Source organism: Subdoligranulum variabile, assembly GCF_025152575.1.
GTDB classification, from domain to species: domain Bacteria; phylum Bacillota; class Clostridia; order Oscillospirales; family Ruminococcaceae; genus Gemmiger; species Gemmiger variabilis.
Map to the genome: position 1 here is coordinate 2,433,319 of NZ_CP102293.1, position 21,000 is coordinate 2,454,318.

A 21,000-nucleotide genomic window follows, 5' to 3' on the forward strand; every position below is an offset into this window, starting at 1 on the left:
CTTCACGTGCTCTGTAGTGTGCCTGCTTCCTCAAGCCTATTCTAACAAATTACGACTGGCTGCGTTAGAGGTACCGGGTTTCATATTCCTTTGGTGCCTTGGAGCGCAGCGGAAAGGAATGGTCATAAATATGAAAAAAATCTTATCATTATTAACCGTTTTTGCGTTGATTTTCAGTATCTCCATTCCGGCATTTGCTGCTGATTTCAATGAAGCACAGACGGGTCAATCATTTGAAATATCGCTGGAAGAAGCTCTCTCGTTGGCCAATCCCGCTGATATTACTGTTCAAAATGGAATCACATCTATCCCTGTTACGCTAAATATAGATGAAGAGGTTTATACCGAAATCATTATCCGGGTCGATAATTTAAGCCGTAGCAGTGCTAAAAGTTTTTCTATGGAAGGCTGGTTCCGTTTAACATCAAACAAGGAAATTGTTTCAGTATACGGCTTAGAAGGAACCTTTGAATATACTGGGAGCAAAGCATCACCAACTGGTTCCAGCGGCTATCATAATTCGGCGGCTACTGGATGGAGTGGATCGTATAATCTGAATGACGAAGAAAATGATGATGGAAGTGCGGCAATCATCGGGAACTATACACTCAAAAAAGATGGAAAATATAATAACAGTGCCAGCTGCAAAGCAAAATGCACTAAAAATGGAACCATCACTTTTTCTGGGAACTATGATGAATCAACCATTATCTAAGATTTGAAATGGGGTGAAAGACACAATGTTAAAGAGATTGAAAAAAATCTTTGCTGTCGTTGTTGCGGCATTTATGCTTTGTATTGCATTGCCTACCAATTCATTCGCAACTGATATTCCTCCGGTTGAACCTGTACATAATGGTTCCCTTATTCTGAACACAAATAATCCAGAGGTTGGCATTGAAATTTATATTTCCAACCCCATCACAACTTTTGCTTATCGGGAAAAATCTGCATGGCAATCTGGTCGATTTTATTTGAAGTCGGATAATTCAACGCTGGGGGAATTTAAGACCACCGGAACGTTCACATATGATGGGTCTATCTGTAATGTGACAGACTGCCAAAACAGTATTTGGAATGTCGCTGACGGCTGGCGGGTAGAAGATACCCCGTCAGAAGAACAGGTATCGCCCACTCTTGCAAAAGCAGTTGGAGTTTTTAATCTTTACAAAGAAGGTTTCTGGGGAGATACACTTTCTTCGTCTGCAACCATAACCGTAAGCTGTAATCAAAACGGGAAAACCAACTGTGAATTTAATGGAGACGAAGCTGTGAACTGAAGCAAAGGAGATTGTGGGCAATGAAAAAGTGCAGGATCGGGCTTCTTTGTGTTCTGTTTATTTTCTCCCTTTTCTCTGGATGTGGTCAACAAAAGCAAACAACAGCACTGGCTCTATTCCCTGATGATGTCACTTCAATAGAAGTTACCCATGAGAAAAACACTTCTATTACATCACGAAAAATGAGTGGTGTTGAGCTAAGTGCTATTAAAGAATGGGCAGAAAACCTTGAACTTCACTACACAACCTTTGCCGAGGGAGAGGCTCCAAACGAAACTTATGCCGGTGGAGAATCTTGGCTCTTTGACATAAATAGTGGAGAAGTGCGCTTTCGTTATCTGAGCATAGATGACTGCTATATTTGGATTAACGAAGAATGGTATTTAGTTAAAACTCCCGCTGATCCTCCTCTCGAAACAGCGTAGCTCCCGCAGTCGTGAATTCCTATGGTGAATTCTGTGTTTTACTCTTCGTTCATAAGTATCTGTTCACCTGTACGACTTAAGGGGGAATAAAAATATACTATCCCCAGTCATATACGAATCGGGCGGCAATTCTGCCGCCCGATTTATTTTTTACCAACAAACAGATCCCTCAAAAGTCATATTCAGGGCTATTCTTAGCCTGGCTAAAAGCGTCCAACGGACGCGCAGCCGCAGAATGAAATTCTGCGTTCATGGGGGCTTGGGGGATACCCTCAACAAGCAGCGCCGGAAGCCGAATGGCTATCCAGGGGCATTGCTTGCCGGTCACTCCCGTCCTTATCTTACAATATTACAAAGTCTGATTTTATGTGCGTTTTACTGTACTTATTAACTTTGTCCTCGACCATCGCTCGTAGAACAAGGGTTTGTGCAGGGCCATGCGAATCCCGGCAAAGAATAGCCAGAACAAATACCCGCCGACCAGTAATCCGTGAAGTACAAGAGATGCCAGGCTGTCCAGGTGTAGTACATTCATCAGAATAAACAGCAGCCGGTTCAACCAGTATGGAACCCCGACCAGACCAGTTATCAGCAGGCCATACCGAAGAAAATATTGATACCAATGCGCTGTGTCGCTGTTCGCTTGCACGATTTTCATTCGTGTCAGCCGCTTACCTGGGGTCTGCCCGTGACAAAAAGCAGGAAGCAGCCCAAAGTATAGAAGAAATAGAACCGGCAGCCATTGAATGGAAAGGGTGATTCCAAACGGAACTACGAACACGGCCAGGATGCACGATGCAAAGGTCAGGCAAGCCATATCGGCCAGAAATGAGAAAACACGCCGCGTAAAGGAGATGGATGCACCCCGCCGGAAACTGACGGTATCCAATTCTTGTCGGGTAGGCAGTAGACGGCTCACTGGTCCAGCCAAGGCAAATCCAATCATGCTGCCCGCAGTGTTGACGATCAGGTCGTCTACGTCAAATAGGCGGTAGCTGCCTGGATAGACAAAATACAGGCCGCTGAGTTGGGTCAGCTCGAAAAACAGAGAGAGCAAAAAAGATAGTCGCAAAGTTTTGCGCCAATTATAGCAGAAGTAGTAACGCAGATAGACACCGAAAGGCATTGTCATAAACAGATTGAATACGGTGGTCCAGAAGGCACTGCCGGTGAAAATGCTAAGCCAACTTGCAGGCTGTCCAGGCTGGATCTGCGCTTGTTTGGCTATATCAGCTACGAAAGAAAAAGGGACAAGCTGTGCTTTATGTCCATGCAGCGTAGCAGCTTTCTCCGGCGTAGGTAATGGAAGAATGACCAGGCAGTAAACGCAGAGAAGATATAGGATAAAGCTGTACACAATCAGCACTCGTAAACTGAGAACTGACCCATATTTGTGATAGCTCCATGCGATGTATGGCACCGTGAACAGAATCACGATTATCGGAAAGATGAACATGGCTTGTTGTAATGCTTCTAAATATTGGCTCATCCATTTTTCCTTCCTGCTCTTTTAGCAATTTATCCTCTTGTTGGGCTTACCCGAAAGGATAAGGTAGTTTGGCATCCCTGATTTGAAATACTATCCATTCTCATAGATCCGCCATGCGCCTCAACGATTTGGCGCACAAGCAAAAGCCCTAACCCGTGCCGCAAATCGAGCCGTTCATCGGTGCTTTCCATATAGTGTGGCTTTTCTTCTAATTCTTGCAGCTTTTCAGGGGTAAGCCCTACACCATTGTCTGCAACAATTAGACTAAGTGCCTCGCCGGTGCTTTTAAGGGAAAGCTGGATTTTGCAGCCTTGCGGATTATGCTTGATACTGTTCTGGACAAGGTTGTTGACCGCCCGTGAAATCAATCGAGCATCACATTCCAACATGGCGTTTTCCGCTTCGGGTGCTACATCAATTTCAATCGTATAGGCATCAGAAAGCCCGGAGTTGAGCAATTCGGCCACATAGGAACGAATGAGTTTAGACAGGCGTATTTTTTCCTTGTGAAGCGGCTGCATTTCATATTCCAGTTGGGATACTAAATTCAAATCCTGCACAAGTTCTTTGATTTTGACGCTTTGTTTTCGCACGATTTCTGCCTGCTCCCTAACTGTATCACTGGTTGCTTCGTTTGCAGCAATCCGGCCAGCATACCCCATAATCATAGAAAGCGGTGTGCGGATGTCATGGGAGACGCCGCTGATCCAGTTGGCGCGGGCTTCGTTCTGTCTGCTTATTATCTGAGATGCTTTATTTACACTGCCTGCAATCTCAGACAACTCACCTTCAACATGAAGCGAAGCAGGTTTGCCATCAGCCAATGTTTCAATGGCATCTACAATCGGCTCTGTATTCTGGATGATCCTGCGTTTTGAAAAATAATAGGCCAAAAACAGACACAGTGCATCCATGCCTACCATTCCTATCACATAGAGAGGAATTTTTTGAATTGCCTCAATGGAATAGTAGTTGCTGGTGAGCTTCATGTAGCTATTCTTTGGATACCCTAAAACTAACAATCCCTCATCCGTATTCCAGACAAAAACGGGATAATCTTCCAGATAGCCTTTTGAAAATAGGGCTACATCCTGAATGTTATAGTTTTGCGGCACTTCTTCCGGCAGATCGAGCGTCCAAAAGCATTTGCCTGTTGGCGTCAGATACATGGCCCAAATATTGTACTGGCGCAATTTCTGTACCGCGTTATCGGGCAAGCCTTCGGTGGTTGCCGCAGTAGAGGTCATCTCAAGCATAGCGCGTGGGGACGATTCTCCGTAATCCTCTGAAACCGTGTGATAAAAGGTCATGCCAAACAGAATGATGTTGACGATCACCAGTATTAGGAGAAATACAGCGAAAGACGCCAAATGCTTTGAAATATATGTTCCAAAAGATTTCATGGCGTCACTTCCTTGTAATCAATTTATAGCCCAGCCCCTTAATCGTAATCAAGGAAACAGGCTTTGAGGGATCGGCTTCAATTTTTTCCCGAACACGCCGCACATGGGCGTTCAAGCTGTTTTCATAGCCGAAAGGATTGTCACCCCATAATGCTTCACAAAGGGCATCAACCGTAACAATCTTTCCCTCGTTGCGAGCCAGCGTTTCCAATAGAGTATGTTCTTTTGCGGTCAGGGGGATAATCTTGCCGCCTTTGTTGACCTCTGCCCGGCTAAAATCAATCGTGCATCCATCCAGGACAACCAGAGGGCTGTCCTCTTTGTAAGTGCGGCGCAAGACCGCATAGACACGCAGCAATAGCTCCTGTGGCATGAATGGCTTTGAAATGTAATCATCCGCACCAAGGCCAAGACCGGCCAGTTTGTCAGCCGCTTCGTCTTTTGCAGTCAGAAAAATAACCGGCACATCAGTAAAGGTGCGGAGCTGCTCCATCAGGGAAAAGCCGTCTCCATCCGGCAGCATGACATCCAATATCATCAAATCAGGTTTTTCCTGTTTTGCCGCCATGACAGCTTCTTTCACTGATCCGGCAGTAAGAACAGTTTCAAAACCGGCATCTTTCAAAATATCTGATACCATTTTCAGCAGCTCCGGCTCGTCATCTACAAGCAGGAGCTTTTTTCGATGCAGAAAAGAGTTGTCCATAGCGTCACCTCCTGAAATTATTATAGCACAGGATGCCAGCCTGTGACGGGTATTCCGAAAAAGTAAGGTAAAAGTAAGGACGCGAGAATGTAGAAGTCAGGTTGATGTTTTATGATGAAGTCAATGAAAGGAGATGTTCTTATGGATTACATGATTACTACGGAACAGTTGACGAAGAAATATAAGAACTTCACTTCTGTCAACCATGTTTCGCTTCATATCCGCAAAGGCAGTATTTATGGTTTTCTCGGCCCGAATGGGGCAGGCAAATCCACCACTATGAAAATGCTGCTGGGGTTGACCGCCCCCACAAAAGGCAGCTTTACCATTGATGGAAAGCAATTCCCGACTGACCGTATTGCGATTTTGAAGGAGGTCGGCTCGTTCATTGAGTCACCTTCGTTTTACGCGAACCTGACGGGCCGGGAAAATCTCGATGTTATCCGCAGGATTTTGGGCCTGCCGAAAAGTGCCGTGGAGGATGCACTGGACCTTGTTGGCTTGACTGAGTTTGGTGATCGGCTGGCAAAAAAATATTCGCTGGGAATGAAACAGCGTCTCGGCCTCGCTGGTGCGCTGCTGGGCAGACCCCCGATCCTGATTTTAGATGAGCCGACAAACGGGCTTGACCCGTCCGGAATCCATGAAATCCGCAACCTGGTGAAGTCCCTGCCGGATCTGTACGACTGCACCATCCTGATCTCGTCCCACATGCTGTCAGAGATCGAACTGATCGCGGATGATATTGGTATTCTCAATCATGGCCGGCTTCTGTTTGAAGGAAGTCTGGATGAGCTTCGCCAAAGTGCTTTACGGGCCGGTTTCGCGGCGGACAATTTGGAGGATATGTTCCTCTCGATGGTAGAGAAAGATAACGCGGCCAGAAAGCAGAGGGCACAGCTATGAATGTACTGTCAATCGAACTTCGGAAAGAAAAGCGAACCGGCGTCATTCCTGTGTTGCTGGCTGTTGGCGTGTTAGGTGCAGCCTACGCATTTGTAAATTTCCTTGTGAGGAAAGACACGCTTCTCAATTTGCCGCTGGCCCCGATGGATGTTCTGCTGACCCAGCTCTACGGTGTAATTATGATCCTGAACCTGTTCGGCATCGTGGTTGCCACCTGCATGATCTACAACATGGAGTTTAAGGGCAGCGCCATTAAGAAGATGTATATGCTCCCTATGAGCGTTCCGGCTATGTACCTATGCAAATTTCTGATTCTGACGGTCATGTTTTTGATTGCAATCGTACTGCAAAATTTAGCGCTTATGCAGATCGGCATGACAGACTTGCCGGAAGGAGCATTTGAGATGGGAACACTGGTGCGCTTTGCCGGATACTCTTTCCTCACATCCATGCCGGTGTTATCGTTTATGTTGCTGATTTCTTCGCGCTTTGAAAATATGTGGATACCACTCGGTGTAGGGGTAGCTGGATTTTTAAGCGGTATGGCGCTGGCCAGTTCAAATCTTGCTGTCCTGATGGCTCATCCTTTTGTGCTTATGCTGAAACCGGCAGTTGCCATGAGCGCCCAGCCCGATATGACTGTGAGCGTGGTATCTCTGATAGAGACTGTTTTGTTCCTTGCTATCGCACTGTGGCTGGCGAAAAGCAAACGCTATGAGTAAGGAGGGATTGAAGATATGAGCTTTTTGGAACTGCTCAAAATTGAGTTTATGAAGGTAAAACGTTCAAAGATCGTGCCGCTGATCTTTATCGCACCACTGTTGGTGGTTGCCTCCGGGGTTGCAAGCCTGAGCCGCTATTTTACCCCGGAATATACAAACGCATGGCCTGCCATGTTCATTCAGAGCGCACTGGTTTATGCGTATTACCTGTTGCCGTTCAGTATGATTGTTGTCTGTGTAATGATTGCAGGCCGGGAAACCGGTAACAATGGCATCTTAAAAATGCTGGCGTTGCCGGTCAGCCGATACGCGCTTTCGATTGCCAAGTTCTGTGTGCTGGCATTTTACCTGTTCATGGAAATGGTGGTGTTTCTTGCAGTGTTTGTAATTGCGGGATTGATTGCGACACAGACGATGGGAGTAACAGAAACCTTGCCGATCCTGTATCTGCTGAAATGGTGCCTGGGGCTGTTCCTGACAATGCTGCCGTGTATTGCGGCTATGTGGGCAATCACGGTTCTGTTTGAAAAGCCGCTTCTTTCCGTTGGGTTGAATTTGCTGCTTGTAATTCCCGGTATCTTGGTTGCGAATACGCCGCTGTGGATTGTTTATCCGTACTGTTACAGTGGCTATCTCGTTTCCTGCTCTCTCCATGACTTTACAGCAGAAACCTCCGATGCCGCTTTTTCGCTGTTTCCGTTCCTGCCATGTGCGATCATCGTGTTCGGTCTGCTTTTCGCGCTGGCTGTCACCCGCTTTGGGAAAAAAGAAATGAGGTAAATCTATGGAAAAGAAAAAACTTCAATCAATCAGTATTGCTGCGCTCATTGTGAGCATCCTGCCGCTGGCAGCCCTTGTCCCGTCCTTTCTGCACCTCTCGCTGTCGGACGGCATCCGAACTGTTTGGGCCGGAGCCAATATCGTCTTTGTCCTGCTGGGCCTGATTCTTTCGGTAGTTTGTGTGCGGAACAGGGAAAGCCGCAGTGTTATCAATATCGTATCAACAGCAGTCAGTGCTTTTTGGTTGTTGCTGATGGTAGGAATTGTCGCACTCGCTTTGTTCCTTTCTTTCGTTCAGTGAGGAAATGGTTATGCGTAAAATCGGAAAAATTTTTGGGTGCTGTCTGATTACTCTTTCTTTACTATCCTGTACTGCCTGTTCCGGCCTCGAAAGATTAAGTGATAATTTGAAGGACGGGGCAGAGCAACTCAGTGACGATGTGGTAATTGGGAAAAGCAACGCACTTATAACACCTTATCAGTCCTTTGAGGGCAGCCGTACTTCGGACAGCGATGCTTTTCAAGCTACTTATGACGCTTCTGTAATGGGCTTCGATGGACAGGATATTTTGGTAGCAGATACCGACCTCAAAGAAAATGAGTGCCGGGAAATCACCATCCAGTATAGTTTTGATGTTCAATCTGGGAACTGCCAGCTCATCTATATTTCCCCTGAATTAGAGGAAAAAGTGCTTGCTGAATCCGGCAACGGGAGCGTTACCGTTCAACTTCAAGCAGGAGCTAACTATATCGGTATCAGCGGAACCGACTATTCAGGCTATATTCAGATCGCAATAGAATAAGGGTAAACAATGTCTCTGCCGGGCGACGGCAAAAGAAAAAAAGCCGTCGTTCAGCAGGCAATCGCCATGCCCTAAATACACCTACGGCGGCTTTGACAAAATCAAGGCCGCCGTTCCTTATGCCCTCGACAAAGGAGTGACGACTACACGCTGACACGGCGGCTTTAGGAGGGAGCCGCCGTGAAGCAAAGACCGCTTCGACATAATTCGGCAGGGATTTACCTGTCAAAAAAAGCCTGACCGTCAATCGGCCTCCATCTGCTTATGAACAGGCACTATCGTGGCTGGTTCGGAAGCACTATCAACCCCCTTTCAAAAGCGCCAGCCGCCGTTCTTCGGATGCTGGCGCTTTTGCTTGTCGTTTTTTCGGGAATTTCCCCGAACGGTGTCGCCCACCGCCTTCGTTTCGGTTCACCTGTCAACCAGTGAATTGAAACGGAGGTACATCATGCAGAAGATCAATCTTCGGGACCTGTATCCCGATACATATAAAACTGATGTCTTTGTGGACGTAGCCGAGGAAGTCTTGGCCGCAATCCGGGGCCAGGAGCAGGACGATGCCGCCTATGAGCGCCGGAAGTTCCGGCACAAGGCCCATTACTCTCTGAACCGGGAGGATGGCATTGAAAACGATGCCCTCAACCGGCCACTCACCCCGGAGGAAATCCTGGAGCAGAAGCAGCTGCGGGAAGAAGTGTATGCCGCGCTGATGAAGCTACCCGCCATCCAGGCCCGGCGTATCTACGCCCGGTTTTACCTGGGCATGACAGTGGCCGAGATCGCCCAGATCGAGGGCACCGACCGCCGCCGTGTGTGGGACAGCATCCGGCGCGGGCTGAAGAAGCTGGCGCGTCTGCTGGACACGGCCCGGTAACCTGACCGCCGCATAGCGGCAAAAAGAGAGCCGGTGGGGGTTCATTTATTCCTCCACCGGCTATTTACTTTCCAATTTAGCTCATCAGCCAATGCACGGGTCGAATTCAATAGAATCTTTCTGGCTGCCGGAGGACACGAAAGACAAAGTTGCAACATCTCATTCGCAGTTTGCTAATCTTCAGTCATAGTGTCTTTTGCCTCTGGAACAATCTTGTGCTATTCGAGAAAACGAATTATAATAAGTTTGGAGGTGCATCTATGGACTATATGACACTGAAGGAAGCAAGTGCAATATGGGGAGTAACCCCACGCTGGATAAACTATTATTGTTCTTCTGGACGGATTCCTGGCGCAATAAAAATGGGAACCGTCTGGTTGATACCTAAAGATTCTCAAAAGCCCGCCGACAGAAGATTCAAAAGCACACGCTGTAAGGATGGTGAAAACAAATGAAGCACATTTTCTTTGTGGAGGATGACTTGAGTTTAATCAACGGCCTATCCTTTGCAATCAAGAAGCAAGGCTATGAACTGACGATTGCGCGTACCAGCGTTGAAGCTGAACAGTTGTGGACGAATGGTAACTATGATCTTGTGATTTTGGATGTGACATTGCCGGACGGATCAGGCTTTGACCTGTGCCGGAAAATCCGGGCATCCTCCAAAGTGCCGATCATGTTTTTGACGGCTGCCGACGAAGAAACGGATATTATCATGGGTCTTGACATTGGCGGCGATGACTATATGACAAAACCATTCAAACTGGCTGTGTTCCTTTCCAGGATCAATGCCTTGCTGCGGCGTAGTGAAAACTTTAATCAGGAACAGGCTGAGACAGAGCTGCAATCCAATGGTATACAGATTCAGCTTCTCAAGCAAAAGGTTATTAAAAACGGGACACCGCTTGACTTAACAGCCAGCGAATATAAATTACTGTGCCTGTTTATGGAAAACCCGAACATCATTCTTTCTCCAGAGCAAATTCTGAGCAAGCTCTGGGATTGTGATGAGAAATACATTGATAACAATACTCTGACTGTGTATATCCGGCGACTCCGAACAAAAGTAGAAGATAACCCTGCCGATCCTCAAAAGATTGTGACGGTCCGACGTATGGGGTATAAATGGAACACAACGGGATGAGGTGAGCCATGAAAATACTGGTCAATCGAAAAATTAAACGGCTATTTCTGTGTGTGTTGCTATCGGTGGCAGTGTTCACCGCAGCTTCCGTTCTCACAATTTGCCTGGGACTGAATAACGCGGCCCTTTATGTGGCAATCGCTGCCGTGCTGATGACGCTCATCATTTTTGCTGCCCTGTATTGGTATTTTCGGGATCAAAGCAAAACCATGAATGAAGCCATAGCACAAATTCGGGAATATATTGCTGGGAACCGAAATGCCCGTATCGAATGCGATGATGAGGGTGATCTGTACAAGCTGTTCCATGAGGTCAATTCCCTGGTAACAATTTTGAACGCTCATGCCGAGAACGAAGGGCGCGCAAAAACCTTTATGAAGGATACCATTTCAGACATTTCCCATCAGTTGAAAACGCCATTGGCCGCTCTCAATATTTATAATGGTCTAATGCAGCAGGAGGTAAACGACAGCCCGGAACTGAAAGAGTTCACCTCTCTCTCCGAGCAGGAATTAGATCGGATTGAAAACCTTGTCCAAAACCTTTTGAAAATCACAAAATTGGACGCGGGAACCATTACACTGGAAAAGCAGCCCCAAAATGTTGCGGATATGATGGGATATATTGAAAGGCACTTCGCTTACCAGGCACAGCAGCAGGGAAAAACTCTTATTCTTTCAGGGGATGAGGAAGTCACCCTTGTTTGCGACCAGACCTGGCTGATCGAAGCAATCAGCAATATCGTGAAAAACGCTTTCGACCACACAAAAGCAGGAGCTACCATCCGTATTGCATGGCGTGCTTTCGCTTCTATGGTGCAGATTATCGTAAGCGATAATGGCAGCGGTATCCACCCGGAGGATCTGCCCCATATTTTTAAGCGGTTTTACCGCAGCCGTTTTTCCAAAGATACCCAGGGAATTGGCCTGGGATTGCCATTGGCGAAAGCGATTATAGAAGATCATAATGGAACGATTGAGGTGAATAGTACGTTAGGTGTCGGTACGACCTTTACCATCAATTTTCTGAATCCTACAAAATTGTAGGATTCCAGTCATAATGCAGTAGGGTTGACGTGCTACTCTTTCTATACCAAAACAGAAAGAGGTGAACCACGATATGGATTTGTTAGAAGTTAAGAATATCTCCAAAACATACGGGACCGGCGAGGCTACGGTTCATGCTTTGAAAGACGCCACCTTCTCCGTCCCCAAAGGTGAGTTTGTTGCAGTTGTCGGTGAGTCTGGTTCCGGCAAAAGTACGCTGCTGAATATGATCGGCGCACTGGACACTCCCACTTCCGGCAAAGTGTTCATCGACAGTAAAGACATTTTCTCGATGAAGGAACGCAACCTGACGGTATTCCGCCGACGGAATATCGGCTTCATCTTCCAGAGTTTTAATCTGATTCCGGAACTGACGGTAGAACAGAACATCATCTTCCCAGTGCTGCTGGACTACCAGAAGCCAAACAAAAAGTATCTGGAAGAACTGCTGACGGTGCTGGGCCTGAAAGAGTGGCGCAATCATCTGCCCAGCCAGCTTTCCGGCGGCCAACAGCAACGTGTGGCGATAGGCCGCGCTCTGATTACCCGTCCGGCCCTGATTCTGGCCGACGAGCCGACCGGCAACCTGGACACCCAAAATACCAGTGAGGTCATCGCTCTGCTGAAAGAAGCCTCCAGGCTGTATGAGCAGACCATCGTTATGATTACCCATAGTCAGAGTATCGCCCAGACCGCTGACCGCATTTTGCAGGTATCAGATGGTGTGGTGACGGATTTTGGGAGGTGCCGGGAATGAGAAGTTATTTGAGCCTGATCCCCATCTCTGCAAAGGTTCACCGGCGGCAAAACCGCATGACGCTGCTCTGCATCATTTTCGCCGTGTTTATGGTCACAGCTATTTTCAGCATGGCGGAAATGGGCGCTCGGATTGAACAATCCAGGCTGTCAGATAAACATGGTGATTTTTCGCTCGTTGACAGTCTGGTGGACACCGTAATGGGACAGACGCTGATGGTTACGGCGGTTGTAATGTTTCTGCTGGTTCTGATTGCCGGGGTACTGATGATCTCCAGCAGCATGAACAGCAGTGTGGCGCAGCGCACTCAGTTCTTTGGCATGATGCGCTGCATCGGCATGAGTAAGCAGCAGATTATCCGCTTTGTCCGTCTGGAAGCCCTGAACTGGTGCAAAACCGCCGTTCCCATTGGCCTTGTCTTGGGAATTTTGGCTTCCTGGGTATTATGCGCTGTCTTACGATTTCTTGTCGGGGAAGAATTCTCCAACATTCCGCTGTTTGGTATCAGCGGCATTGGAATTGTCAGTGGTATTTTGGTTGGTGTGATTAGCGTCCTGTTGGCAGCGAGGACTCCGGCCAAACACGCCGCAAAGGTTTCTCCCGTTGCGGCGGTTACTGGAAATTCTGAAACGGTAAAAACGGGTCACCACGCCGTCCATACAGGCTTTCTCAGGATTGAAACAACGCTGGGGGTTCATCATGCTGTGGCCGCAAAGAAGAACCTGTTTTTAATGATTAGCTCCTTTGCCCTGAGTATTATTCTGTTTTTGAGCTTTTCTGTCCTGATTGATTTTGTCGATCACCTGATGCCGCAATCGGCTGCCACCTCTGATATTGACATTTCAAGCAGCGATGGGGCTAATTCTATTGACAGCGATCTGGTGCAGACACTTACAAATATGGAAGGTGTCAAACAGGTTTACGGACGCAGAAGCAGCTTCGACGTGGCTGCTGGCCTGGACGGAGACACGACCCTTTCCAGCACTGTGGATTTGGTTTCCTTTGACGATTTTGACCTGAAGGCTCTCCAAAAAGACGGTACGCTTCGTTGGGGCAGTGACTTATCAAAGGTCTATGGCGACAGCGGGTATGTCCTTGCAACCTGGGATCAGAACAGTTCCTGGGCCGTAGGTGATACCATCCTTGTAGGGAACGAGCAGCTCACGATTGCCGGGCTGTTGAAATATGACCCGTTCAGCGGAGATGGCCTTACTGGCGGGAAGATCACGCTGATTACATCTGGCGAGACATTCACCCGGTTGACTGGTATCACCGACTATTCACTGATTATGATTCAGACAACTTCCGGTGTAACGGATGAGGAAGTGGCCGCAATTCGTCAGATCGTGGAGCAAAACGGTTATACCATGAACGATAAGCGGGACGAGCGTACATCCGGCACCTATTTTGCCTTTGTTGCCTGCGTCTATGCTTTCCTTGGTATTATCACGCTGGTTACTGTGATGAACATCATGAACAGCATCTCTATGAGTGTATCGGCCCGCATCAAGCAGTATGGTTCCATGCGGGCGGTGGGCATGGATGGCCGCCAGCTTTCCAAGATGATTCTGGCAGAAGCCTTCACCTATGCTTTTTGGGGCTGCTTCATTGGCTGCGCGATTGGCTTGCCCTTCAGCAAAATGATGTACGATTTCCTTATCACAAACCAATTCCCTTATGCGTCCTGGAGCCTGCCTGTCGGGTCGCTGGCCGTCATCGTCCTGTTTGTCATTGCCGCGGCGGTGCTTGCCGCTTATTCTCCGGCAAAACGGATACGAACCATCTCGGTGACGGAAACCATCAACGAACTGTAACGGCAGTTATGAGCCGATACAAACATAGGGAAAAGCGCGCCATGAGGACATTGAGAAAAACCATTGTGCGGCTGTTGCTTCTGGTAATTGCCGCAGCGGTTATGGCAGGATGTGTGTTGATTGGCCGTGGCTACCAGATGTATCAGGCGGCGCTGACCCAGCAAAGTCTTGAAAGCAAAGTAGAGGAAATTCAGTCAGATCCGGGCTATACGGAATTATCAGGACTTCCTGAAATGTATCTGAATGCCGTTGTGGCCGTTGAGGATCATCGTTTTGAACAGCATTTTGGAATTGATCTGATTGCCATAGGACGGGCCGCATGGAATAACCTAACCACTTGGAGCCTGCGGGAAGGCGGCAGCACAATTACGCAACAGCTTGCAAAAAATATGTATTTCACGCAGGAAAAGAGCTTTATTCGCAAGGTAGCAGAAATGTTTATGGCGTTCCGGCTGGAACGCGCTTACACGAAAGAGGAAATTCTGGAGTTGTATGTCAATTCCATTTATTTTGGAGATGGCTATTACGGCATTGGTGACGCCTGCGAAGGTTATTTGAGTGAATCTCCCATTGAAATGACGGATTATGAGTGTACCCTCATGGCGGGGATTCCCAATGCGCCCTCCGTGTACTCCTTGACAGAAAATCCCGCTTTGGCGGAGCAGCGGCAGAAATATGTGGTCAAACAGATGGTAAAGTACGACTATATTACCGAAGATCAGGCAAAGACAATTACAAAATAAATAGCGTCATACATAAAAGCAACGGCTTTGAGATAACCATCAAGGCCGTTGCTTTTATTGGCGCCGAATAGGCATGATAAAATCCCCCAGTTCAACTGGGGGTCAATAAAATTACTTCAGTAAATGGAATAGGTTCCGGCGTTAGCCGGAACCTAAAGTGAAGGAATATGGTTTTGAATAGTGTACAGATTGCTTGATATAGCCCCGTATAAGGGGCTTGCAGTGCAAAAGGTGTGATTGAAAAATAGTTCAATGCCCTCTTTAGAGGGCTACCACAGGAGATAGGCCCTTATAGGGCCTGTTCAAACCACCCGTTCAACGGGTGGTTTTGATTTCTGCAATTCCTACAAAATTGTAGGGTTCTTGTCATAATGCAGTAGGATTGACGTGTTACTCTTTCTACATCAAAACAGAAAGAGGTGTTACACGATATGGATTTGTTAGAAGTTAAGAATATCTCAAAAACATACGGGACCGGCGAGGCTACGGTTCATGCTTTGAAAGACGCCACCTTCTCCGTCCCCAAAGGTGAGTTTGTTGCGGTTGTCGGTGAGTCTGGTTCCGGCAAAAGTACGCTGCTGAATATGATCGGCGCGCTGGACACTCCCACTTCGGGGAAGGTGTTCATTGACGGAAAAGATATTTTTTCGATGAAAGAGCGTAACCTGACGGTGTTCCGCCGACGAAACATCGGCTTCATCTTCCAGAGTTTCAACCTGATCCCAGAGCTGACGGTAGAACAGAACATCATCTTCCCGGTGCTGCTGGACTACCAGAAGCCAAACAAAAAGTATCTGGAAGAACTGCTGACGGTGCTGGGCCTGAAAGAGCGGCGCAATCATCTGCCCAGCCAGCTTTCCGGCGGCCAACAGCAACGTGTGGCGATAGGCCGCGCTCTGATTACCCGTCCGGCCCTGATTCTGGCCGACGAGCCGACCGGCAACCTGGACACCCAAAATACCAGTGAGGTGATCGCTCTGCTGAAAGAAGCCTCCAGGCTATATGAGCAGACCATCGTTATGATTACCCACAGTCAGAGTATCGCCCAGACCGCCGATCGCATTTTGCGGGTGTCGGACGGTGTGGTGACGGATTTGGGGAGGTGCAAGGAATGAAAAGTTATCTGAGCTTGATCCCGATTTCTGCAAAGGTGCATAGGCGGCAAAGCCGCATGACACGCATTTGTATCATTCTTGCTGTCTTTCTTGTCACCTCGATTTTTTCTTTGTTAGAGATGTGGACAAATGGACAAACAATGGCAATGAGGAGTAATCATGGCGATTGGCACATTATTCTTCAAAATATGTCCGAAGATGAAGCAAAACAGATTATAGATAGCTCTGATGTAGCGTATTCTTCTTGGTATGATGATATAAATGTTAATGCAGACCAGGGTTATTATATCAATGGGAAAAATGCTGTGCTGTATGGTATTGAGGAAACTTATGTTACGGATATTATGAAATATCCGTTGGAAGGCTCATATCCACAAAACGAAAAAGAAGTTGCTCTTAGTGCAGACGCAAAGGAACTCTTTAACGTCCAGATAGGCGACAACATTATCTTGAATACACCTGCGGGAGATTTTAATTATACTATATCAGGGTTTTATGAAGATGACGAGGATTTTAACGATATTATTGACGGGACCTGTGTGTATATGTGCAGAGCCACGTTTGATGAAGTGCGAAGCCTAAATGGGTTGGAATCCATGTCTCGATTTTATGTTCGCTTTAAGAATGAGAACGGTTTGAAAAAAACGATTGCCAATATAAAAGAGCAGTATTCCCTCACATCTGAAAATGTCAGTGAGAATACACCCGTTTTGAGCCTGTTGGGAGCAAGTACAAATGAAAGTATAAATGCGCTTTATCCTTTAGCGGTAGCTTGCTTTGTTATCATTCTAATCGCAGGAATTTTTATGATTTCAAGCTGTATGAACAGCAATGTGGCGCAACGGACAAAATTTTTTGGAATGATGCGCTGTATTGGTGCAAGCAAACAGCAGATTGTACGTTTTGTTAGGCTTGAGGCGTTGAATTGGTGTAAAACCGCAATTCCTATTGGCTGTGCATTGGGAACAGTAACTTGTTGGGTATCGTGTGCGGTATTAAAATTTATCGTAAAAGGCGAATGGGTAGATATGCCGCTGTTTTCGGTGAGTATAAACGGTATCCTTTGTGGAGCTGCCGTCGGTATTATCACTGTATTTATCGCAGCCCAATCACCGGCTAAACAGGCGTCAAAGGTTTCCCCTGTGGCAGCAATATCTGGTAACACAGGCGTATCGGGAAAAATTGTCCATGCAGCAAATACCAAATTTCTCAAAGTGGAAACCTCTCTTGGTATCCATCATGCAACAGGAGCTAAGAAAAATTTAATCCTTATGACAGGCTCCTTTGCACTTACGATTATGCTCTTTCTGACATTCTCAGCCTGCCTTGATATTGTTCATAAGCTGCTTCCGTCGGTGAGTGATTTTACTCCGGACATTACGATCGCAAGTCAAGATGATTCGAATTCCATAGACCCGAGTTTGGCAGAAGAAATTTCGGAGATACCAGGAATAGAGTCTGTTTTTGGCATGATGTATAGTATAGAATGTCCTGCTGAAATTAACGGAAATGCGGAAACGGTTGATCTATATTCCTACGGGGATACCATGATGGACAGCTTCAAAAAATCCGTTATCAGCGGAGATATGTCAAAGATATATGGAAATTCCAAATATGTGTTGGCAGTATATAGTGAATACACCGCCTTGAATGTCGGAGATAAGGTTAAAATTGGAGACGAAGAACTTGAAATTGGGTGCGTTGTGTCCGAGGGTGTAGGAAGCGTTAGTGGTTCAGCAGTTGTGGTATGTTCGGAAGAAACTTATACGCGCTTAACAGGAGAACAGGATTACGCTATGGTAGGCGTTGTATTGGAAAAAGATGTGTCCGAAATGGCAGTAAATAAAATTTACGATTTGGCAGAGGGAAATATAATTGCAGATAGCAGGGAGAAAAACAGCGAAGTAAGTGGCTCTTATTGGGTATTCCGAATTGCTGCGTATAGTTTTTTGGCGATTATTTCCCTTATTACCATATTGAATATTATGAACAGCGTTTCAATGGGCGTATCTGCAAGAATTAAGCAATATGGGGTCATGCGTGCGGTTGGAATGGGAAGCAGACAGGTAACAAAAATGATAGCTGCTGAAGCTGCTACATACTCTATTTGCGGCACAGTAGCCGGGGTTGTACTTGGATTGCTGCTGCACCATCTGATTTATGTAAAGGTTGTTATTACCCATTTTGGTGGTATTTGGAAGATTCCTTTTACTTCGATTGCAATCATACTTTTACTGGTCATTTTCTCATGTGTTATATCCGTTTACGCTCCGGCAAAACGCATACGCAACTTGGCAATTACTGAAACAATCAACGAATTATAATTGCAATCTACTTTAGAAAATTTCTTATCAACATCTGCCGGACGACGGCAAAAGAAAAAAAGCCGTCGTTCAGCAGGCAATTACCATGCCTTTATCATGTACCGGCGGCTTTGAAGAAATTCAGGGCCGCCGCTCTTTTGTACCCTTCGAAGGAATGACGACCATACGCTAAAGATTACGGCGGCTTTAGGAGGGAGCCGCCGTGAAGCGAGAACAGCTTCGACATAATTCGGCAGGGATTTACCTGCCAAAAAAAGTCTGACCGTTAATCGGCCTCCATCTGCTTATGAACAGGCACTATCGTGGCTGGTCCATAAGCGTCATAAGTCCTCTTTTAGCAGCGCCAGCCGCCGTTCTTCGGATGCTGGCGCTTTTGCTTGTCGTTTTTTCGGGAATTTCCCCGAACGGTGTCGCCCACCGCCTTCATTTCGCTTCACCCGTCAACCCGTGAATCGAAATGGAGGTACATAATGCAGAAGATCAATCTTCGGGAGCTGTATCCCGATGTGTATAAAACCGATGTCTTTGTGGATGTGGCCGAGGAAGTGCTGGCCGCGATCCAGGGACAGGAGCAGGGCGATGCGGCCTATGAGCGTCGGAAGTTCCGGCACAAGGCCCATTACTCTCTGAACCGGGAGGATGGCATTGAAAACGATGCCCTCAACCGGCCGCTCACCCCGGAGGAAATTCTGGAGCAGAAGCAACTGCGGGAAGAAGTGTATGCTGCGCTGATGAAGCTGCCCGCCATCCAGGCCCGGCGTATCTACGCCCGGTTCTACCTGGGCATGACGGTGGCCGAGATCGCCCAGATCGAGGGCACCGACCGCCGCCGCGTGTGGGCGAGCATCCGTCGCGGGCTGAAGAAGCTGGCGCGCCTGCTGGACACAGCCCGATAACCTGACCGCCGCACAGCGGCAAAAAAAGAGCCGGTGGGGGCAATTTGTCTCCATCGGCTTTTACTAAGGCCGCGCGTGAACGGATGGACGCCATATTGCCCCGCATGATGGAGGCGGCAGGCGTCACCGAGGAATTGAAAGCCCGCGACCCTATGCGCTGGGTAGGGCTAATGAACACGCCGAAAGCACAGGCGGAGGAAGTTTTATTTCAAGAACTAATCTACATATAAATTTAGTGATATAGCAGAAGTCGGGAGCAAAATACTGTAAGGTGTATTTCCCCGGCTTTTGCTTTTATGTTCTTAGAGTTGTTTGAATGACACCATGTAAACGGCAAAGAGAAAAAAGTCTTATCGGAACAAAAAAGGCCGATTGGAGCGGAAAAGACTTTTCAGGTCTGCTATGATGGTTACTGTAAGCGCCGAAGGGCGCTTTCAAAAAGCCTATGGGTTAGCAAAACCTAACTAAAAGGAGGAATGTTCAATGTCTGAAGTGAGTACGGACAAAAAACTGAAAGGAAAAGACCTCATTACAATCGGTATCTTTTCCGCAATCTACTTTGTCATCAACTTTGCCTTCATGCTTCTGGGAGGGATTCACCCTGTTCTTTGGATGCTGATGCCCGGCTTCATTGCTGCGTTTGCAGGCATTCCTTTTATGCTGATGGTCGCAAAGGTTCAAAAACTGGGTGCAGTTTTCCTGATGGGGCTTATCACTGCTCTTATCTATTTTGTCACTGGACAATTTACCCTGGTAATTCTGATCTCGATGGCTTCTACCTGTATTTTGGCCGAAGTTGTCCGAGCTGTGACTAAGTATAACAGCTTCAAGGGAAATTCGATTGCCTATGTGATTTTTTCGCTGGGAATGGTTGGTTCTCCCCTTCCCATCTGGTTGTTTAAGGCCGATTTCCTGGCGCAGATTACAGAACAGGGAATGCCCGCTGATTATGTTGCGGCAGTTGAAGCTCTGTCGTCCAATGCAATGTTAATCGTTCTGTTTGTTGCTCCAATCATCGGTGGTATCATCGGTGCATTTATTGCCAGAGGTTTGTTCAAAAAGCACTTTGTAAAGGCAGGAATTGTGTGATGAATGGGGCGGGCAAAAAACATACATTAAGGTTCGATCCACGGACGGAATTGCTTTTGCTGGTGCTGGCAAATATTGTGGCCTTTACCCAGCACTCCGTATGGGTCGAAATTACATGGGTTGTTTTTCTGCTCCTGCTGATTGTTGCCTGCGGGTGCCAAAAATCCGCAGGCAAACTGGCAATCGCATTTGGGATTTGTCTGGCGCTGCAATACTATGTATTCCCAAACGGGCCAAAAATTTTAGCCAGCAGCTTCACGATCATCGTATCGTATGCAAGAAAGATTTTCCCTTGTTTGATTGTCGGTACGATGGTTTTACAGAAAACGCCCGTCCGGGAATTGATGGTTGCCCTTCGGAAATGGCATATCCCGCAGGGACTGATTATTCCTTTGTCTGTAACCGTCCGGTATTTTCCGGCCTTGAAAGAAGAAACCAGCTATATCCGGGATGCCATGAAGCTCCGTAATATTCATGGGGTACAAAAAATTGAGTGCTTATTGGTGCCGACCATGATCTCTGCAACAACGACAGCGGAAGAATTGTCCGCAGCCGCTGTTACGCGGGGCATTGAAAATCCTGCGCCAAAGACCAGCATGATTGAAATGAAGTTCGGCGTGCAGGACTTTTTATGTTTGGCGGCAGGTGTGGTTTTCTGTGTGATTTCAATTACAGTGGGATAAG

At 47.1% G+C, this 21,000-nt stretch carries 23 protein-coding genes and 1 pseudogene; 21 read left to right on the forward strand and 3 right to left on the reverse strand.

Features of this window, described 5'->3' with window-relative positions:
* The first annotated feature begins 130 nt into the window (after window positions 1-130).
* From NQ490_RS11335 to NQ490_RS11345, 3 genes are read left to right on the forward strand one after another with little or no spacing between them, the layout of a single operon-like run.
* On the forward strand, window positions 131-715 hold the full coding sequence (locus NQ490_RS11335; protein WP_007045909.1) for a hypothetical protein: 585 nt from the start codon (window positions 131-133) through the stop codon (window positions 713-715).
* 25 nt (window positions 716-740) lie between these two features.
* Window positions 741-1,280, forward strand: coding sequence for a hypothetical protein (locus NQ490_RS11340; RefSeq protein WP_007045910.1), 540 nt, complete (start codon window positions 741-743; stop codon window positions 1,278-1,280).
* Window positions 1,281-1,300: 20 nt separating this feature from the next.
* The gene (locus NQ490_RS11345) at window positions 1,301-1,705 is read left to right on the forward strand and encodes a hypothetical protein (protein WP_040917443.1); all 405 of its coding nucleotides are present in this window, start codon (window positions 1,301-1,303) and stop codon (window positions 1,703-1,705) included.
* Window positions 1,706-2,069: 364 nt separating this feature from the next.
* Here the strand turns inward: NQ490_RS11345 and NQ490_RS11350 are convergent, their stop codons facing one another.
* Genes NQ490_RS11350 through NQ490_RS11360 form a run of 3 tightly spaced genes read right to left on the reverse strand, consistent with a single transcriptional unit; the run spans window position 2,070 to window position 5,303 of the window.
* Window positions 2,070-3,194 carry a VanZ family protein gene (locus tag NQ490_RS11350; protein WP_007045911.1) on the reverse strand — a complete coding sequence of 375 codons (1,125 nt, stop codon included), beginning with the start codon at window positions 3,192-3,194 and terminating at the stop codon, window positions 2,070-2,072.
* A 29-nt stretch (window positions 3,195-3,223) separates the two neighbouring features.
* Window positions 3,224-4,597, reverse strand: coding sequence for a sensor histidine kinase (locus tag NQ490_RS11355; protein WP_007045912.1), 1,374 nt, complete (start codon window positions 4,595-4,597; stop codon window positions 3,224-3,226).
* A gap of 4 nt (window positions 4,598-4,601) precedes the next feature.
* Window positions 4,602-5,303: a response regulator transcription factor gene (locus NQ490_RS11360; protein WP_007045913.1), complete on the reverse strand. Its 702-nt coding sequence runs from the start codon at window positions 5,301-5,303 to the stop codon at window positions 4,602-4,604.
* A gap of 141 nt (window positions 5,304-5,444) precedes the next feature.
* On the opposite strand from NQ490_RS11360, the gene NQ490_RS11365 reads away from it, so the two are divergent.
* From NQ490_RS11365 to NQ490_RS11450, 18 genes and pseudogenes are all read left to right on the forward strand, one after another.
* Window positions 5,445-6,209, forward strand: a complete 765-nt coding sequence (locus NQ490_RS11365) for an ABC transporter ATP-binding protein (RefSeq protein WP_040917445.1) — start codon at window positions 5,445-5,447, stop codon at window positions 6,207-6,209.
* Window positions 6,206-6,931, forward strand: coding sequence for an ABC transporter permease (locus tag NQ490_RS11370; protein WP_007045915.1), 726 nt, complete (start codon window positions 6,206-6,208; stop codon window positions 6,929-6,931). The genes NQ490_RS11365 and NQ490_RS11370 overlap by 4 nt, the downstream gene beginning before the upstream one ends.
* A 15-nt stretch (window positions 6,932-6,946) precedes the next feature.
* Window positions 6,947-7,711: an ABC transporter permease gene (locus NQ490_RS11375; protein ID WP_007045916.1), complete on the forward strand. Its 765-nt coding sequence runs from the start codon at window positions 6,947-6,949 to the stop codon at window positions 7,709-7,711.
* A 4-nt stretch (window positions 7,712-7,715) separates the two neighbouring features.
* On the forward strand, window positions 7,716-8,012 hold the full coding sequence (locus NQ490_RS11380; protein ID WP_007045917.1) for a hypothetical protein: 297 nt from the start codon (window positions 7,716-7,718) through the stop codon (window positions 8,010-8,012).
* Window positions 8,013-8,022: 10 nt separating this feature from the next.
* On the forward strand, window positions 8,023-8,514 hold the full coding sequence (locus NQ490_RS11385; RefSeq protein ID WP_040917446.1) for a hypothetical protein: 492 nt from the start codon (window positions 8,023-8,025) through the stop codon (window positions 8,512-8,514).
* Between the two features lie 448 nt (window positions 8,515-8,962).
* A complete protein-coding gene (locus NQ490_RS11390) occupies window positions 8,963-9,388 on the forward strand; it encodes an RNA polymerase sigma factor (protein WP_007045919.1) in 426 nt (141 codons plus the stop codon).
* A 260-nt stretch (window positions 9,389-9,648) separates the two neighbouring features.
* Complete coding sequence (locus NQ490_RS11395; protein ID WP_084759075.1) at window positions 9,649-9,843, forward strand: helix-turn-helix domain-containing protein; 195 nt, start codon at window positions 9,649-9,651, stop codon at window positions 9,841-9,843.
* Entirely contained in the window at window positions 9,840-10,532 is a 693-nt protein-coding gene (locus NQ490_RS11400; protein ID WP_007045920.1) for a response regulator transcription factor, read from the forward strand. Before NQ490_RS11395 ends, NQ490_RS11400 begins: the two co-directional genes overlap by 4 nt.
* 8 nt (window positions 10,533-10,540) lie before the next feature.
* Window positions 10,541-11,578, forward strand: coding sequence for a sensor histidine kinase (locus NQ490_RS11405; protein WP_007045921.1), 1,038 nt, complete (start codon window positions 10,541-10,543; stop codon window positions 11,576-11,578).
* A gap of 73 nt (window positions 11,579-11,651) precedes the next feature.
* On the forward strand, window positions 11,652-12,335 hold the full coding sequence (locus NQ490_RS11410; RefSeq protein WP_007045922.1) for an ABC transporter ATP-binding protein: 684 nt from the start codon (window positions 11,652-11,654) through the stop codon (window positions 12,333-12,335).
* The gene (locus tag NQ490_RS11415) at window positions 12,332-14,149 is read left to right on the forward strand and encodes an ABC transporter permease (protein WP_007045923.1); all 1,818 of its coding nucleotides are present in this window, start codon (window positions 12,332-12,334) and stop codon (window positions 14,147-14,149) included. The genes NQ490_RS11410 and NQ490_RS11415 overlap by 4 nt, the downstream gene beginning before the upstream one ends.
* A 41-nt stretch (window positions 14,150-14,190) precedes the next feature.
* A complete protein-coding gene (locus tag NQ490_RS11420; protein WP_040917449.1) occupies window positions 14,191-14,892 on the forward strand; it encodes a biosynthetic peptidoglycan transglycosylase in 702 nt (233 codons plus the stop codon).
* 431 nt (window positions 14,893-15,323) lie between these two features.
* A complete protein-coding gene (locus NQ490_RS11425; protein WP_007045926.1) occupies window positions 15,324-16,007 on the forward strand; it encodes an ABC transporter ATP-binding protein in 684 nt (227 codons plus the stop codon).
* Window positions 16,004-18,331: an ABC transporter permease gene (locus NQ490_RS11430; protein ID WP_007045927.1), complete on the forward strand. Its 2,328-nt coding sequence runs from the start codon at window positions 16,004-16,006 to the stop codon at window positions 18,329-18,331. Before NQ490_RS11425 ends, NQ490_RS11430 begins: the two co-directional genes overlap by 4 nt.
* A gap of 470 nt (window positions 18,332-18,801) precedes the next feature.
* On the forward strand, window positions 18,802-19,227 hold the full coding sequence (locus NQ490_RS11435) for an RNA polymerase sigma factor (RefSeq protein WP_007045938.1): 426 nt from the start codon (window positions 18,802-18,804) through the stop codon (window positions 19,225-19,227).
* A gap of 68 nt (window positions 19,228-19,295) precedes the next feature.
* A pseudogene (locus NQ490_RS11440) lies at window positions 19,296-19,457 on the forward strand (TnpV protein); the annotation flags it as partial.
* A 253-nt stretch (window positions 19,458-19,710) separates the two neighbouring features.
* Complete coding sequence (locus NQ490_RS11445) at window positions 19,711-20,316, forward strand: MptD family putative ECF transporter S component (protein ID WP_007045931.1); 606 nt, start codon at window positions 19,711-19,713, stop codon at window positions 20,314-20,316.
* Window positions 20,316-20,999: an energy-coupling factor transporter transmembrane component T gene (locus NQ490_RS11450; protein ID WP_007045932.1), complete on the forward strand. Its 684-nt coding sequence runs from the start codon at window positions 20,316-20,318 to the stop codon at window positions 20,997-20,999. The genes NQ490_RS11445 and NQ490_RS11450 overlap by 1 nt, the downstream gene beginning before the upstream one ends.
* Window position 21,000 lies beyond the last annotated feature (1 nt).